General features: G+C 55.0%; 10 protein-coding genes and 1 pseudogene. 3 read left to right on the forward strand and 8 right to left on the reverse strand.

What is annotated here, in order from left to right; all coding sequences use genetic code 11:
- Positions 1-8: 8 nt before the first annotated feature.
- The 7 genes from EKL30_RS09800 to EKL30_RS09830 all read right to left on the reverse strand — a co-directional run bounded on the left by EKL30_RS09800 (position 9) and on the right by EKL30_RS09830 (position 9,893).
- Positions 9-1,721, reverse strand: a complete 1,713-nt coding sequence (locus EKL30_RS09800) for a hypothetical protein (protein ID WP_126707051.1) — start codon at positions 1,719-1,721, stop codon at positions 9-11.
- A gap of 76 nt (positions 1,722-1,797) precedes the next feature.
- On the reverse strand, positions 1,798-3,198 hold the full coding sequence (locus EKL30_RS09805; protein WP_126707052.1) for a TolC family outer membrane protein: 1,401 nt from the start codon (positions 3,196-3,198) through the stop codon (positions 1,798-1,800).
- Between the two features lie 2 nt (positions 3,199-3,200).
- Positions 3,201-4,541, reverse strand: coding sequence for an HlyD family type I secretion periplasmic adaptor subunit (locus tag EKL30_RS09810; protein WP_126707053.1), 1,341 nt, complete (start codon positions 4,539-4,541; stop codon positions 3,201-3,203).
- A 1-nt stretch (position 4,542) separates the two neighbouring features.
- A complete protein-coding gene (locus EKL30_RS09815; RefSeq protein WP_126707054.1) occupies positions 4,543-6,279 on the reverse strand; it encodes a type I secretion system permease/ATPase in 1,737 nt (578 codons plus the stop codon).
- 232 nt (positions 6,280-6,511) lie between these two features.
- Positions 6,512-7,300, reverse strand: coding sequence for a SapC family protein (locus EKL30_RS09820; RefSeq protein WP_126707055.1), 789 nt, complete (start codon positions 7,298-7,300; stop codon positions 6,512-6,514).
- Between the two features lie 165 nt (positions 7,301-7,465).
- Positions 7,466-8,113, reverse strand: coding sequence for a hypothetical protein (locus tag EKL30_RS09825; protein WP_126707056.1), 648 nt, complete (start codon positions 8,111-8,113; stop codon positions 7,466-7,468).
- 58 nt (positions 8,114-8,171) lie between these two features.
- Positions 8,172-9,893 (reverse strand): FG-GAP-like repeat-containing protein, encoded by a 1,722-nt coding sequence (locus EKL30_RS09830; RefSeq protein WP_126707057.1) that lies wholly within the window; start codon positions 9,891-9,893, stop codon positions 8,172-8,174.
- A 268-nt stretch (positions 9,894-10,161) separates the two neighbouring features.
- On the opposite strand from EKL30_RS09830, the gene EKL30_RS09835 reads away from it, so the two are divergent.
- On the forward strand, positions 10,162-11,352 hold the full coding sequence (locus EKL30_RS09835) for a hypothetical protein (RefSeq protein ID WP_126707058.1): 1,191 nt from the start codon (positions 10,162-10,164) through the stop codon (positions 11,350-11,352).
- A gap of 135 nt (positions 11,353-11,487) precedes the next feature.
- Here the strand turns inward: EKL30_RS09835 and EKL30_RS09840 are convergent, their stop codons facing one another.
- Positions 11,488-13,980 carry a calcium-binding protein gene (locus EKL30_RS09840; RefSeq protein ID WP_126707059.1) on the reverse strand — a complete coding sequence of 831 codons (2,493 nt, stop codon included), beginning with the start codon at positions 13,978-13,980 and terminating at the stop codon, positions 11,488-11,490.
- A gap of 665 nt (positions 13,981-14,645) precedes the next feature.
- On the opposite strand from EKL30_RS09840, the pseudogene EKL30_RS19465 reads away from it, so the two are divergent.
- Both EKL30_RS19465 and EKL30_RS09850 read left to right on the forward strand, forming a co-directional pair.
- Positions 14,646-15,107: pseudogene (locus EKL30_RS19465) on the forward strand (glycosyltransferase family 39 protein); the annotation flags it as partial.
- Between the two features lie 1,082 nt (positions 15,108-16,189).
- Complete coding sequence (locus EKL30_RS09850) at positions 16,190-17,392, forward strand: trypsin-like serine protease (protein WP_126707061.1); 1,203 nt, start codon at positions 16,190-16,192, stop codon at positions 17,390-17,392.
- Positions 17,393-17,444 lie beyond the last annotated feature (52 nt).

The raw sequence follows: 17,444 nt of genomic DNA on the forward strand, positions 1-17,444 counted from the left end.
CCGTCCCTTCAGTCCAGCGATACGCCTGGTCCGCGAGGAAGTTCACAGAACTTCCCTTGATCATAGGCGTATGCTTTGGCCGGAGATGCCCCAGCTTTGATAAGGCCCATCCAGCCCCGGTAACGCCCGACGCCCGAGTACGCATTGACATCGTCCCGTATGGCTCCCGATACACCGTAGCCCACGGTGGCGTTGGCCCCATCGACCAACAGGATCAGAACCCGATCGGCTGTAGGGCGCTTCAACACAACCCAGCCGGCGGCATCCATGCCTTCGGGCAAACGCCTGAGCATGTCGTAACTTCCGGTACACATGGCGGGATCTACACGCGCAGGATCAAACTTGACGACGCCAGCGTCGTGCAACCACCCTGACCCATAGGGACCAAAATTGATTTCAGCCGCGAAGCGCGCCTGTTCCATTAAGTAATTGCGCTGATCCGCAAAGAAAACGGCAGACGTCAGATCAGGCCGGTCGATACCGGCCTTTATCGACAGCACGGCCAGGTCGCGCCTGAACAGTTCAGGCGCGTCGTTGTTAACGTTGTGCTGATACGTCGCAACCCATGTGGCCAGACCCACAGCAACAAGCACTACGGCGCGCCGCAGCGCCGCCTTTACGGCAACGTCATAGGCCAGCAGGAACAGGCATGCCCAACTGATCAGCATGGGCGTCCCGTAGCGGCTTACCACGGCCTGGCCCAGGCCCAGGGGATAGCGCCCAGTGGCCGCGGCCAGCGCGGCGATCGCTATAAAGGCGTAACCAGCGATCAAGAAGGAACGGTAGGGAGTGACCTTGCGGTGGCGGTAAAGGCTGAAGGTCATCGCCAGCATCGCGACCAGCGAAAACAGGCCAAACAAAGCGCTGACGGTAAAGTCCTGAATCAGGAAGTACGTGGCGCTTCCCATGAATGACAAGAAAAAGTGCGGCACCAGCCACAGGGCGTCGGCCAGGGGAACCGATGGCAATCCAATATCGGGCTTGGTAAACCCGGTGAAGTACACCAAGCCTACGACCGCGCCCGCTATCAGGGGCACGGCCAATTCCTTAAGCGGCCGCCTTAACAGCAGCGACTGGAATACCAGCAATGGAAACACCAGCAGTCCGTTGCCCATGGACACGGTCGCGAGTACGGCCGGCACAATAGACCAGTACAGTGCGGGCATACGTGGGCGGCCGTCGTTGATGCCGCGGCTGAATACCGCAGACGCCATTAGCGCAAAAAGGTAGACAGCGATGAATTGGCTTTGGAAGCCCCACGTGAAGTTCTCGTACTGTATCCACGAAAACAACAAGACCAGGCAAAGGCCGGCAATAAGGAAGATAGATCCACGGCGGCGGCCCTGCGCGGCCTGCGTAATAAAAACCATGGCCGTCAGGCTTTGCAGTAGGACGGCGGCCACGAACAGGAATACATTGCGGCCGCCAAACCAATTGGCATCAAGCCAGAAAAACACGCGCGCCAACACGATGCGGTGTTCCATGTGGGGCACCCACCATGCCGCGGTATTGCCGTCGGCAAGTTGCTGCAAGAACCCGATGGATCCTATCCATTGATCTGAATAGGGCAGCGGGGAAAAATAATGCACCACACCATAAATGGTACTGAAGAACACAAGCAGCCCAAGCACTAATAGCCATGCGCCGGCCAGTCGGTCCAAGATACCCTGACTACGCCCTTTTGGCGCGCCTGACTTCCAGTCTGATTTATGCAGCACCATCCTTCCCCAAATCTGTAATTCGGATCAGATCATACCAAGGCCCAGGCTCATGCCCGCACGATCCTGGCGCCACAACCTAGCGCAGGATCACTTGTTCCGGACCGAAATAGGCATCGCTGGCGGAATCGATGGCCCTGGCGTCCAGTGTGCTTGCCGCGCCGGCCAACGACAGCCGCGCCAGCACATACTGCAAGCGCGCCTGAGTAAGATCCAGCCGCGACTGGTACAACAAGTCTTGGGCATCAAGTATGTCGACAATGCTGCGAGTACCGGCCTGGTAACCCATCTCGATCGCTCTAAGGGCCTCGGCGCTGGACTCCACTGCAGTGACCAAAGCGCTGATGCGTTGCGCACCACTGACCACCGCCTGATACTGACGGGTGACTTCCACGGCAACTCGTTCCCGGGTGGCTGCCAGCTCTTGCGAGGCGCGGTCACGATTATGACGCGCCTGTCCTACCTGGGCGCTGGTCAATCCGCCCGAAAAAATAGGCAAAGCCACCTGGATACCGAAGGAATTTGTAGAACTGTCCTGGTCGCGGGTCGATATCGTCTCGCCCGACACCACACGCCTTGCCGCCACGATGTCCAAGGTAGGCAGGTGGCCGCCAAATGTACGGTCGACTTCCTGGTCCGATATGCGCACGCCCTCTTGGCCGCTACGGATTTCGGAGTTGCCCGCCATGGCTGCGACCAGCCAATCTTCTTGCGTAGCCGGTATCAGTACACCGGGTTTGAAGTCGCGTTTGAGCATGCTGATACGCAATGGCGCGCTGCCTACCATTTCCTGCAGTTCCCGGCGGGCTACGACCAACGCGTCTTCCGCCTTGATCAAATCGGCCCGGGCCAGATCGCGGCGCGACTTTGCTTCATGCACGTCAGTCACGGTTCCCTCGCCGCCATCATAGCGGCGCTGCGCCACGGTAATTTGTTTCTCGTTGGCGTCCAGCTTGCTTTGGGCCAGGGAAACGTTTTCGTAAGACAGCAAGACCTGAAAATAGCGATTGATCAGGCGTAGCGACGTGTCTTTCGCCCTGGTGTCGAACACGGCCAGGCTATAGTCGGCGCGCGCCTGGCCTTGGCGATACTCCGCAATGCGGCTCCAGTTGAAAACCGTTTGGGTTGCCCGGATTTCGTTGGTGCGCGACGGGTAGTTAAGGTCAGAACCGACGGTATTGCCGCCGGGCCCCGGTTCGTCCAGCGTGCCGCGAATTTTATTGCGCCCCAGGGATGCGCTAACTTGCGGCAGCAAGCCCGCGCGGCCTATCGCCCGATTGGTTTGACCCGCTTCGCGTTCGCTGATGGCAGCTTGGTAGGTTGGGTCATTTTGCAGAGTGGCCCGCCAGGCTTGCGACAGGGTTAAGCCCGACGATTCAGTATTGGCTGGGGGTGCAGCTTTTGCAGCCTGCACCCCCAACGAGGCAGACGCCAATGCCAGCGCGCAGACAAAGCGCGCAACAGTCGGCAGCACACGCATGATTACTGCTCCTTGAACGACTTGTTCAAGCGTTCCAGCATGGGTTTTAGCAAATAGCTGAGCATGGTGCGTTCGCCCGTGCGAATCAGCACCGACGCCGGCATACCCGCGCGCATCACGTTGTCGCCCAACATTTGCACGCCTTCGGGTGTCAGCTTGATTTGCGCACGGTAGTAAGGCATGTTGGTCGCCTCGTCGGTGAAGCGGTCGCCCGAAACGGTCAATACCTTGCCCGGAATATTGGGTGTGCTCGAATGATTGAACGCCGGGAAAGTAATTTCCACGTCAAGTCCAGCGTGCACCTTGTCGATTGTTTGAACCGGCACCTGGGCTTGCACCAAATAAGCATTGTCTTGCGGCACAACTTCCATCAATAGGGTGCCCTGCCCAATAACGCCGCCCACCGTGTGAACCTTCAAGTTTTGAACCACGCCGTCTATGGGCGAGCGTATGTCGGTTTCGCGCACGGTGTAATCCAATGCGGCCAGGCGGTCGCCCAATGCCGACGCCTCTTTTTGTACGTCGGATAACTGCGACTGCACTTCTTTTTGGTAGTCTTGGCTGCGCTGCAAAATGCGCAGTTTCAGCTCGGAGATCTGATTGCGAACCCGCCCTGCTTCCACCATGTCGTTAGACAGCGCGGCATTAAGCTGAGCGGCGTCGCGTTCCAGTTCGAACATGCGGTTCCGCGGCAAATAGCCTTCCTTGGCCAGTTGGCGCACGCCTGACAATTCGCGATTGATGAAGCCAATTTGAGACTTGCGGCTGGTCTGTACCTGGCCAAGTCCTTTTAACTGAGCTTCAGCGCCGCGCTGATTTTCCTGCAGAATGGCGATTTCACCCTTCAAGGCATCTTGGCGTGTCTGGAACAGACGTTCCTGGGCACGCGCGGCCTCAACAAAGCGCGAATCGCCTTTAAAGCGAGACACCATTTGGGGGTCGTTAACGATGCCAGGCGCGCCGTCGCGCTCTGCCAGCAGGCGTGCTTCGATGGTCTTGGCGGTGATGTATTGCGAGCTGATCACGCCCTGCTCGGCTTCGGAGCGGGTACGATTAAGGCGCAGCAAAATCTGGCCTGCCTTGACCTCGTCGCCTTCGCGCACCAGTATTTCGTCTATCGTGCCGCCTTCCAGATGCTGAATGCTTTTACGGTTACCGGCGACTTCAACCGTGGCGTTAGCCGGGACACCGGCGTCCAGGGGCGCAAACGCTGCCCACAAGGCGAAGCCGCCGAAACCCAGGATCAGTACCGCAAGGCCCCAGCGCATGGGCGACTGGGAATTCATATCCACTTCGGCTGATTCGTCGAAGTAATCAGCGTTTTTATTCTTGAACCAATTCATATCAAACCTGGCCTTTGGCAACTACATGTAGCGGTGTCGGCGCGCTGGCAGCCGCCTGCAACTGCTGCTGGCGTAGCGCTTTGAGTACGTCTTCGCGAGGCCCGTACAGGGTCATCGTGCCTTCACGCATCACCAGTAGCTTGTCGACCGCATTAAGGATGTTCATCCGGTGTGTAATAACGACGACGGTTGTTCCGCGGGATTTCAGTTCATTGACGGTGTCAACCAGTGCCGCTTCACCCACGTCGTCCAGATTCGAGTTCGGTTCGTCGAGAACCACTAAGGCCGGATCGCCGTAAATGGCGCGCGCCAGGCCAATGCGTTGCTTTTGCCCGCCCGACAGCGACGCGCCATCAACGCCAAGCCGGGTGTCGTAACCCTTGGGCAGACGCAAAATCATGTCGTGCACACCCGAGCGCTGGGCAGCCAGAATGACTTTTTCGTGGTCGACTTCGCCAAAGCGTGCAATGTTTTCTGCGATGGTGCCTTCGAACAGTTCGATGTCTTGCGGCAAATAACCCAGATGCGGGCCCAGTTCGTCTTTATTCCACAAGAACACATCGGCGCCGTCCAGGCGCACGTGGCCGCCCTTGGCCTGCCAAACGCCGACCAATAAGCGCGCCAGAGTCGACTTGCCCGAGGCAGAAGGCCCGATAATGCCCACAACTTCGCCCGAACCGATGGCAAAGCTTAAGCCCTTAAGTATCGGCAGCTGGCTGCCTGGCGCCGTGGCGAACACGTTTTCAAGCAACAACTGCCCTTTTGGCGCGGGAAGGCTCATGCTGGTGCCACGCGGAGGCGCTTCCTTCAGCATTTCGTCCAGCCGGGCATACGCCACGCGGGTGGACAACAACTGTTTCCAGGTGCCGATGGCCAGTTCAACGGGGCCCAGGGCCTTGCCCATAAGAATCGAACAAACAATCATCATGCCGGCCGTGATCGAGCCTTCGATCACCAGCAAGGCGCCCGCGCCCAATATAAGCGACTGCAGGGAGATACGAACGAACCGGGTCACCGTACTGATGCGCGCCGCGCGATCGGACGCCAACGTTTGCAGCAGCAGTACGCGCCGATGCTGGCCAAACCAGCGCGAGCGCAGCCCGGGCAGCATGCCCATGGCTTCGATGACTTCGGCGTTACGCAAGTGATTGTTGGCGAAGGAACCGGCAGCGATCGAGGCCTGGTTCGCTTCGGCCAAGGGCTTTTGCGTGGCCACATTATTGACGTAGGCCAGGACGAAAAGAATGATCGAGCCGCCCAAGGTGATTAGACCTAGCAGCGGGTGCACCATAAAGGTTACGCCAATATAGATGGGCGTCCATGGCGCGTCGAAAAAGGCGAAAAGCGCATTGCCAGTAAGAAACTGCCGCACATTGGTCAGGTCGTGCACCGCTTGCGATGGGTTACCGCCAGCCTTGCGCAGATTGCGTTCGAACGAGGCCGTGAAAACACGGTCGTTCAGCATCATGTCGAAGCGATTGCCGACACGAATCAGTACCGAGGACCGGGCAAATTCCAGCAAGCCAGACAACAAGTACAAACCCAGGACCAGGATGGTCAACATCAGCAACGTGGTTTGGTTGCTGCTTGCCAATACCCGATCGTAAACCTGCAGCATGTAAAGCGATGGTGTAAGCGCCAGCACGTTGATCACACAGCTGAATGCAGCCAAGCTGTAGAACGTCTTGCGAAAACGGTATAGCACTTCGCCCAATTCGGTGCGACGGGATGGCTTCATGGAATGACCTGTAGGCGGCACATAACGGCGGTTACATGCATGAAATAACGAGAAACGTCTAGTATTTTTATGAAAAGGCTGTTAACTATATCACGCTGTATCAGCCCATCAGCGGAATAAATTGTGACGTAGGCCTAATGGCCTACGTCGCCTTATGCAGGTGTGGCATTCAGTCTGCATAGGGGTTGTGATCGTTGCACAGCCAGCGTTTCCGGTAAGTCAGACTGTTGTTTTAACGCAAACCGCCGAAGCTGATCGTACCCCCGTCATTCAAAAATTCCAGGTCAAGTTCGCCATCGGGCGTTTCCAGCGATGTAAGCTGTTGTGCCGCATGCGCCTGCGCCAGTTGGCCCAATTTCGGCAGATGTTGCATGGACAGCAATTGGCAATAGGCCACCGGTAAGGCGCCTGCCTGGCGGACTTCGTCAAAGGCCTCCGCTGAAAGGCTGTTCAACGCCGCTTCGTCGATGCGATGCAGCCCTTCCACCACCTGTTCGCCCGCGTCCGTTTGTAGTGTTATGGGCCAGGGCTGTATCAAATTATGTTTTTGCAGCGCCTCGCAAATACGCTGGGTGGCTTGCCGATTGGCGAACACCTGCGTCAGGAAGTTCAATACGTCTTTGACCGATTGGGCCGGTTCGCCGTCCTCTGCAAAGAAACTTTCGCCCTCGGTGTCGGACAACAGGCCGCTGTCTTCGATAAAGCACAACACCTGCTGGCCGTCTTCAGTATTGGCCAGCATGAAGGGATAACTGCGGTACGCGGCCGGTATGTAGCCACCGAGCCACCGTCCATCGGCCGCCACCAGCAAGTTTTTCCCGGGCTGAAGGCCTTGTACCGCAACCGGCAGAAAGCCATCGCCTACGGCAACAAAGCCCACAGGCAGGACCATGGCGGCCTTTGGCAGCTCTTGCACGACCAGCTGCGCCACGGCGTCACCGTCGGCGAATGAATACGAGGTGTAACGCTGCCAGCGCTTATCGGCATGGCTTTCGCGTGAAACGACTTTAATATCGGGCATTCGAGCATCCTTGTCTGGTTCGCCTGAATGCACATCGCTAAAGTAATGAAGCGGCACATCCAGATCCACATAGCCAAGGGCGGCCTGAACCTAGACCGCCCTTGGGAGCGACATTATAAGCTGCGCCGCCATAAGGTTTTTGCCCCGGCGGCGCGGCGTGCCCGATTAATGAACCGTCGGCACTCCAACCTCGCTGGCCTGCGTCTTGAGGCTTTCAAGCCAAGGCAGGTCCAGCGGTAAATGCCACTGAGCTTCTTGTGCTTTAGTAATCAGCAGCTGTATCAACTGGTGAACGTGGTCCAGCTGCAAAGGCGATGCGAACACCGATTCGTGCTTGCATGGGTCTGTCATCGCCCTGGGCATGGGCAAGCCCCTGAACGCCAGGACCAGCTGCTTATCGTCGCGCTGCACGGTGAGCTCGGTTGCCAAATAAATAGCGGGCGAAGCCGTCTGCTTGGGCACGGCTTCAGCGTCGGGTTTCGCGGGAGCTTCTGTCGCGACCTGTGCCGCTGCCGCCGTCGCCGTGGCGTCGTCGGCTTCCGTCTTGGCTTCCATGGCCTGCTGATGCGACATCTGCAGCACATCTTGCCAATATTGGGCTGGGGTTTTGTTAAGCCCGGATAACTCGGGCAAACTGCCTAAAAGCTGGTTCAACACAATCATCACCATCCGACGGGTCAACAGCAAGTTGGCCACACCGTGCTTCCCGCGCTCTGCCCTGATGATCAGGCGGTCCTCGTAGGGGCTAAAGGTGATATTGAGCTGTTTACTAAGCCAATAAGAGGTTTCGGTGTTGTCGGATGGGCTAACCATAAGTTCGTGATCCTTTCGAGCGCGTAATGTCTGGAAGTCAGACTTTAGTGTATCGCGATCAAATATCCACGTAATAAGCAATGCCTTCGAACGACATGGTGCCGGCCAGCTGAATCTTTACAGATTCCATCTCGGCGGCGTTGGCGGTATAGAAATGCGTTCCGCTTTCGGTATTAAAGAAGCGATAAAGTGCCGCGGTGCCTTCGGACTGCTCAGCGTGCGCCCGGTACGCAACGCCTTCGTCGTCGTACACCGGAAGGGTGGCCCTGATGTTATCTGCTTCGGCGCGATTAGCGGTATACAAGTGCGTGCCGGTCTGTGTGTTGTAGAAGCGGAACACATCCACCAGGTCGTCAGCAACGGTACTCTTTTTAAACGCCGGGCCATCGAAAGAAAAATCGGGCATGCTCAACAACACCGATTCGACTTCCTGTTTGGACCCAGAATAAAAGTGCGTACCCGTGACCTTGTTATAAAAGCGATACATGGCCGAATCGTCGTATTTGCCATTGAGTTTGCCCAGCCCCGAAGGGCCGCTGAGTTGATTCAAATAGACATCGAAGCCACCATATCCGCCATATATCGAAAGCACCAGATCCGGCATGGTGTCACCGTTGAAATCTCCTGCAGCAACGACCGAGTAGACATACATGTTAGGGTCTCGCCCTTCAGGCAATTCCAACACTTTTGCAAAGCGGCCTTTACCGTCATTCAGTAAAATGGTCGAGCCCATATTCTGGTCATCCATCAAAATATCGGGGTAACCGTCACGGTTCAGATCGATGATCTCCAGGGACTTGTACCACATGGTAAGGGGCTGCGGCGCCGTGCTTTGCGCATAGCGTAGCGCCGTCTCATCAACGAAAACTCCATCGCCCTTGTTGACCAGCAACTGCATGTAGGGAGTGTGATAGAACACGTCAGCACTGCCGCCACTGGTTATAGACAGCGCTAAATCCGGTAGCGCATCCCCGTTCAGGTCGATGCTTTTGATATCCATAATGCTCTCGCCTGGAATACCTGTGGGAGGCAGCGGTATGGCAGTTGAGTGGGCAAAGCTTCCCTTACCATCATTCAGATATAGCTCGGTTTTGCCGGCGTTGCCGTTATCCCAACCACCCAGGATCATGTCGAGCCAGCCGTCGTTATTCACATCAATCAAACCAGACCATGTATTGGTCTTAACGACACGCCCGACCCCGGACCACGGATTAACCATGGTCAGATCGGGCAATAAATAGCCGGCCGAACGGAATACGCCATTGCCATCGTTAATTTGCAAATCGTTTCCATCATTCATCAAGGCGTTGACAAGAATATCCAAATCACCGTCATTGTCTATGTCGCCCGCCGAGGCTCCATGGTTGTTTTTCATTCCCTGCGGCAGGTTATGCGTCGCGTCTAGGAGCTTTCCTCCGGAGGATAGAAATAGCTTATTCTGGCCGCCCGTAAAAGGAGGTTTATCTATTCCATTGTCGATGGCAAAAATGTCGTCCACGTTGTCGCCATTAAAGTCCGCCACAATCATACGCGCGACGTAATTGATCCACGGCAGCCCGGAGGCAAACATCGTATCGGTCTGGTCGCTGAAACCGCCTTTGCCATCACCCATAAAGACCTGAAGCTGCGCAGGCGTAGATCCTAAACTTTCAGAGTGAATCTGAGCAACGACGAAATCGGTATGGCCATCGTTATTGAAGTCACCCGCTTTCAATTGATCCGCACTGGCGCCCAGGTACGGCTTCGATGACAAATTAAGGTGTTTTTGAAAGAAAGACATACTGAGTTCCTACAGGAATAATGCCTGCTATTTCTCGAAACACGGATGTTACGATATTTAACATTCCTGCGCCTTCGACATAGAGTCCCCACCCGTACCGCTGCTGATATCATGAGATCAGCGTGTCCCGCCAGGGACATGGGGCTGTTCTGCAGAACAGCCCGAGCTCAAGCTGCTTTCAGCACAGGGACAGAACCATGAACGTGGAATGTCCCCTCCGCACGTTTCCCACTTCCCTTTCCACCCCAAATAAAGGATATCTTCAAGCATGGCTAGTACGTTCATTGAAAGCCTTCCAGAGCAAATCGGCAGTCTTAATAGCGACGCTCTTCGTGCTGGCGCATACCAAATTACCTATGCACTAGACGGTAACGACACCATTACTGCCGTTACGGGCGGCGACTACAATGTTATGGTCGGTGGAAAAGGCAATGACACCTATGTCGCTGCCTACAATTCGGCTATCACCATACTGGACAGCGGTGGTCACGATCGAGTGATCGCTACCGGCATGGGGGTTAATAACCCGTATACCTATTTTGGGACCGTAGATGGCAGCCATCTTCTTGCTTTCGATCTGATTTCCGGTCAGCAAGTCATGATAGCCAACTGGATGTCGAGCTCTTCACGAATCGAAGAGGTTCAGCTGAGCGACGGTATATTTTCGCTTTCGCAAATTCTTTCCTTTATGAGCGGCAGCCCTAATTATTTGGGCAATTTGTCGACGTCGCAGCTCGTGAACGAAGGCATGTTGCCCGCCGGAACGACTTCAGCGGATCTCCATAATCTTATTACTCACTTTAGCCTACGTGAGGCCGAGCTAACGCAGCTTGCCAGTACCCCAGTACCCCCGCCGCAGCCCGTTGTGCCGCCTGTCGCCAACGTAGAGGGTCTTGACGACGCCTTTTACCTGGCGAGCAATCCCGATGTTGCGGCCAGCGGCGTCAGTGCGGACGAGCACTTTAGCAACCACGGTTGGCGAGAAGGTAGAAACCCTAATGATTGGTTCGATATTGCGTGGTATTTGCAGAAAAATCCCGATGTCGCCGCCGCCGATCTAAATCCGCTACTTCACTTCCAGGACCACGGCTGGAAGGAGGGACGTGATTCCATTTCCTGGATGGATGTCGATTGGTATTTGCAGCAAAACACCGACGTTGCAGCATCCGGAATCAATCCGTCGGCCCACTATGCAACCTTCGGCTGGAAAGAAGGCCGTGATTCCAATGCGTGGATGGATACCGACTGGTATTTGCAACAGAATCCCGACGTGGCAGCAGCGGGCATCAACCCGTCTGCGCATTACTACAATCTCGGTTGGGCGGAAGGCCGCAGTCCGTCTTCGGCTTTCGACACAGGCGCTTATCTCAATGCAAATCCCGATGTCGCGCTTGTCGGCATTAATCCCTTAGAGCACTGGATCGATTTCGGTCAAGCTGAAGGGCGCTCTATTGCCTGATTCTTAGCGCCATTCGGTTTAGGAAGAACAAAAACCCCAAATCAGGAACGTCCTGATTTGGGGTTGATGCTAAAGCTTGCGCTCGTGGCGAATTACCAAGAAACCATAAGACCACCACAAGCAGCTTGACCTTACTTAGGCAAGAGTCGTTTCGGCACCAGCCGTCATTCCGGTCAAACCTTTCACACCAGTCAACTGGATCAGTTGATCGTCTTCATTCCCGGCGGCTGCACCTGCGTAATACACATAAGTATTACCTGCATCCTCAAAGAAGCCAACAGCGTTCGCAACGTCAAGCTCAGTGTCTGCCTGGATCGCGGCAATCTTCGAGTCGAGGTCGTTGTCGTCCGCGTGGAAGGTAATCAAACCTTTCGCGCTGGTATTAACGTTCACGCCCTTAATAAGTAGGCTCGTGTCGGCAGCGGTCAAAGCAGTATCAGCGCCAAACTTCAGGACGTCAGAACCAGCTTTGAAGTCCGTTACGACATCTAGGGCCTTCCCGATAACCGATCCATTAGCGCCAAACACGAACGTGTCGGCACCAGCACCGCCCGTGAAGGTGTCGGTACCTGCTCCACCCGTCAGGGTATCGTCAGCTGAGCCGCCCTTAATGACAAAGCTGCCCGCTGCATCAACAATCGCGGAGATAGCCAGTTTGCCAGTCGCTGTGCTGCCATCGACGGTAAGTGTTTTACCTGCCGCCGCAGTAACGTTAAGGCCCAAAGCAGACGAACCGCTGATGTTCACCGCTGAAAGCGAGTTACCAGCCAGGCTGTTAATAAGGTTGCTGCCGTCTACTGCTGCTCCTTCACTGATCAGATTGAGCGTTTCCACACCGTTGATCGTGGCCAATTTAAGCGTTACGCCGGTATCGGCTTTGGAGTGATCAAGCGCCAGCGTGAAGGTGTCGGCCGTGCCCGTAGCACCAGCTGTATTGACGGTCAGTGCGCTTACACCGGCTGCGGCAACCACCTGGGTGGTCAACTCAACGTTCTTCAATGTGCGTGCAGCATTGATGTCGGCACCGCTACTAAACAGCTCGAATTTTTCGACGCCTTTCACATTAGCCAGCTCATAAGCCCTCTCTGACGTTAAGGCTGGAGAAAAGTCGTCGTTGCCGTTCGCATCGGCACGTACGGTTGCTACAGCACCTTCCGCCAAACCAGTCGCGTCGATCTTCATGCCGTTCATAAAGGAGCCTTCATCGAACGTCATCGCAATCGACTGTGTACCTTTAACCGTGTATTGATTGATGTTGTGTCCGCCTTCGCCGGGAGACGTCATCGAGCTGACGCCAGTGCGACCTGATGACAGGCTACCGGACCATACGGAAGAAAACTTATTTGCCGCGGTGCCGTCGCTGTTTAGCGTCAAGTTTTCGATAGCGCCACTTCCCGATCCGACTTGGATAAGACCCAGGCGCACATCAGCATTGGATAGGTTGACGGTAATTTCGTCCTTCTCTCCGCCAAATTCTTCCGACTTATAAGAAAGGACCGAAGCGCCTTCATATTTGTCGAACGAGATATTGTTATTGCCTGCCACGGTCAGGCCAGCGACTTCTGAACGGCCCGAACCAGTAATGCTAATCGCCGACCCGGAACCGACGGAATCCGACAGATCAATTGCACTACCGCCGACGGCGGAAACGGTAAGGTTAATGTTCTCGATATTGTTTATCGTTGGCTTAATGACGCCACCGGTCAACGTCGCGTTGAGCGTATCGTTACCCGCTTTTCCATCTAGAACGTCCGTAGACTGCAACGTACCAAGCGGTGCAGAGAAGGTGTCGTGACCAGCATCACCTGTAAGCTCGTTCGTCGCGGCGGTAAGCGTTAACGTCTGGCCGGGTGGAATGAAGGCGTCAGGCAGTTCCGTACCGGGTGGCACTTCGACCGAAGGTGGAACCACCAAAGTCGTGCCCTCTACAGGTACGAAGCCCGTGGGGATCGGCGTGTCAGCGGGTGGTGTCCAGCCGGCCGGCGCTTCGAATGCAGGGATGAAAGGAGCCACTTCAGCAACGCGTTCTAGCGCCGCTTTTGGGTTGCCCGTTGCCAAGGCGGCCTTGAATACGGGATCGTTTTTGAACTCTTCCAACGACAGGCCGTTGCCCAGATCCCGATTTTCGCCAAGGCCGAACTGAATCAAATGTTCAAAGGCAGAAATCTGGCCTGCATCTACACCTTCTTGCACGTCCGGATTAGCTGCAAGATAAGCCGCCAGGTTTACGGTCGGCGTTATTTGGCGGGGCTCACCGCGGCCAAAAAGAACAAAGTGCTCTACGGCGGTCATAGCCTTGGCTTCTACGACTGCGGCCACATCCGGGTTTTGCGACAGGTAGAAATCCGTGTCGAATAATGCAACGGGCGACCGACCTTCGGCCGCGCCAAACTGGACAAAGTGATCAAAAGCCGTGATCTCGCCCGCATCCACTACGGCAGCGACGTCGGGGTTCTTTAGCAGGTATTCCTGCGTGTCAAAAAAAGGGGTTGCAGAACGCCCTTCAGCTTTACCGAACTGTTCGAAATGCTGAAGTGCATCGATCGCGCCTTCGCGGACGGCAGCAGCGATGTCCGGATTGTGGTCGAGGTACCACTGAAGGTTGAAAAGAGAAATGGAAGAGGCCACACGAAGCTCCAAAAGATAAAAAGAAGACCGGAACAGACATCGGCTGTACGGTCTAAGGTATCTTAGGGAATTGCAAGGTGTAACACGTTAGATGCAGTAACCAGATTTAAGCAAAAGTTAGGACCATGTAGGCTGTAGTAGCAAGACGTAATAAATCTTTAAAGCAACAAAAAGCAACTGTTGCATTTTAGCTATGAAGCGCTACCGACACAACCATCAATGAACCCAAATTTACGTAGTACGAATGCCTCGATAGGCGGAAAGTAGCATGGGCATACGTTAGTGCCTCAACGGTAAGTGTTTGCGCAACTTTGCCGAGCCTATAACCCTGAAGGCTGCCTAAAGCCGCCGTTACGCTATGCTGCGCCCATAAAAGTATCTAAACATAATCATATGTATCAGATATAATCCGCCTACCTAATAAAAAGCCATCACTTGGCGGTCCGCCGATTAGCTAAGTAAACCGATACAAAGCATAGGAACCTACTTCCTTTGCGCCAATATGGACAACATACCAGTCAATGATCGGCTTAAGAAAAAATATAGCGTTATCCGACTACTTATTATTGGCCATCATCATCACTCTTGCGGCGGCGATACGGCTGACGTCCCTTTCGTATTCGTATTGGCACCCCGATGAAGAAATAAGCGTCAGCGTCACGCAGATGATATCGGAACAAAAAACATTCGATACCAACTGGCTCAATGCCGACTTACCAAACCATTTTAAGTATCCGCAATATAATTTCTCCGGCTACTTATTAAGTTCGTCCGGCGTACTACACCTTGCAAGACTAGTGCCGATATCAAACGAGTATTCGGCGTTGGAAGCGTTACGTGCGTGGAGCGGTATTCTAGGAATTTTGACGGTCTTCTTTATCTTTATGTTGGGCCGTCAGTTCTTTGGTGTGGCAGTGGGGTTATGTGCCGCATTGTTGGGCGCGATAGCTCCGTTGTTGTATCAAGATAGCCTTTACGCGCGACCGGAAACCTTTGTTACCGCCCTAACGTTATTCTGCGTCTATATAACGGGGATTCGAGCGGCCAGTCCGGCGCGCTACTTATTCGCCGCCGCCTTCGTCTTCGGAGTTTTAGTCGCCACCAAAGTATCTATGCTTGCTTTGCTACCGTTTCTGTTATTACCCACACAGAAACCGGCGCAATCAGGCGCAGGGCTTTTCGACGAACTTGTCCACTATGTGAAAGTGTGCTTCCACGCCCTCCCACGCAGGCTTCCCATCATTCTGCTTGGAGCGGCAAGCGGCTTCTTGATTGCTGCCCCATATGCCGTGCTGAATGCAGATCACTTCGCGGCCGGCGTTTTGGCCTTGAGCAGCCAGTACAGCATAGGGCATTGGCCGCACGGCTTGGGCGATGGCAGCTTTGTTGATCGAATCATCTATTCGGCTCAATACTTCACTTCTACAAGCGGGACGCTCATTCTTCTATTTTGTGCCGTCGGTGCCCTGTGGGTTCTGCATGAACGAAAATTTCGACTGTTCTTTGTAATACTGTTCGTACTGATTTTCGCGATACGTTTCGGTTCATATGCCACTTTCTTTGAGCGCAACTTTAGCCATATCTTGCCTTTCGTCTTGATTTTTTCGGCATACGGCCTACTAAGGACCGTACACGTTTTACGAGCAAGCTTAGGGGCGAAACGAGTTGTGCTGCTAGCGGCCCTTGTCGTCATTGCCCTTCCCTCGGTTAAAACCACGCTGAATTTGATGCTTATTGAGCTTCCTGGAAACCAAGCAAGCCGCTTGGCGGGTATCAGAGCGAGCGTCGAGGCACGGTTCGGCGTACAGGCAACGCAAATTAGCTGGACTGCGGATTACCCCGGCCTAAGAAAGCAAATAACCGTGGAGTGCGGTCCTACTCTTTTAGAGTTCCCTTCGGCCGGAGATAAATATTCCGCGGACGCACTGCGCCAATTGAAGACCGAAAATGGCTACTCTGAAGTCGGGCGCTACAACTCGATTTTTTCTAACGTGCCCCCCAGCACATTGCATACGTATTTCACTCATACCAAGATTTTTCTGTTTAAGAATTTTGAAGACGTCGCGTGCAAAAACGACCGCACGGCATCCTCTTCGGCGAGTCCGATAAGCTAAACCGCGGGGTGCCGTAACTTGACCATCGGAAGCGATGCAAAAAGCGCCCATTTATAAGTTAAAAAAATCCCGCTTATTCTGCCTCTGCTAATTAAATGATCACTTCATCGCATCACCACACCGATTCGCGGTATCGCAGCCAGCCAGGCGATGGCCACGATGGCGTGGTCCGGGTCGCTTTCGGCGGCTACTACGCAACGGGTACGCTGCTATTCGATGGCCGTGCCATATTGACGGCAGCCCACCTATTCAACGGAAATAATGGCAACGCTCAGGTGACCTTTGAGACGCGCTCCGGCACTCAGACTCTGACCAGCTCGAAGATCCTCAAGCATCCGGCACACGACACGCAGAGCAACAACGATCTAGCCCTGGTTTGGTTATCCAGCGCGGCCCCAGTGGCCGCCGAGCGATACGAGCTCTACCGCAATGCCAATGAAATAAGCCAAACGTTCACCATGGTGGGCTACGGCCGAACGGGCACCGGCGCCACCGGGGCCACCAGCAGCGAAACCGCAAATCCTATCCGGCTGACTGCGAGCAATTTCTTTGATGCGGAAGCCTCAACACTCAAAAACCACCTAGGATCGGCAATGGCCTGGACGCCCTTGGCTGGCAGCCAACTAGTAGCCGATTTTGACGACGGGAGCGCCACCCACGATGCCTTGGGTCGACTGATCGACCGCAACGACCTCGCTCTGGGATGGGCAGAAGGCTTGATTGCCCCAGGCGACAGCGGTGGCCCTGCGTTCCTGAACGACCAGGTGGCTGGCGTAGCCAGCTACACGACAAGGCTCAGCCTAGGGTCCGTCAGCCCTGATATCGATTCCGATTCGAACAGCAGCTTTGGTGAAATTGCGTCCTGGCAGAGGGTAAGCCATTATCAACAGTGGATCGACCAAAGCCTGCGGACAAACTACCCAGACGCGCCAACCCAACCCGAAGACGTCAAGCTAGAAGTCGCCGAGCACAATAGCGGTACCAGCTACGCCTATTTCCTGCTGCAGTTCACCGGCATGCGCAGCGATCCCAACCAGATTCTGAGCGTCGACTACGCAACCCGAAACGGCACGGCAACTTCAGGCAGCGACTACATTGCCGTCAGCGGCACGCTGAATCTGTACCCAGATGAGAACTCGGCGGTGATCCCGGTGGAAGTTATGGGCGACACGATACCCGAGCCCGCGGAGACCTTTTATCTGGACGTATTCAACCCGTTAGGCGGCAGCTTCGGCGAAGGCATTGTCAAACTGACGGCGGTGCGGACGATCGTTGATGACGATGGCTGGCTGGCGTAGCACTACGGGCACGCTGTAACTAAAACTGCGCAGCGTGAAATCGAGCGTTTGT

It is taken from the genome of Candidimonas sp. SYP-B2681 (assembly GCF_003971065.1).
In the GTDB taxonomy this organism is placed as follows: domain Bacteria; phylum Pseudomonadota; class Gammaproteobacteria; order Burkholderiales; family Burkholderiaceae_B; genus Pollutimonas.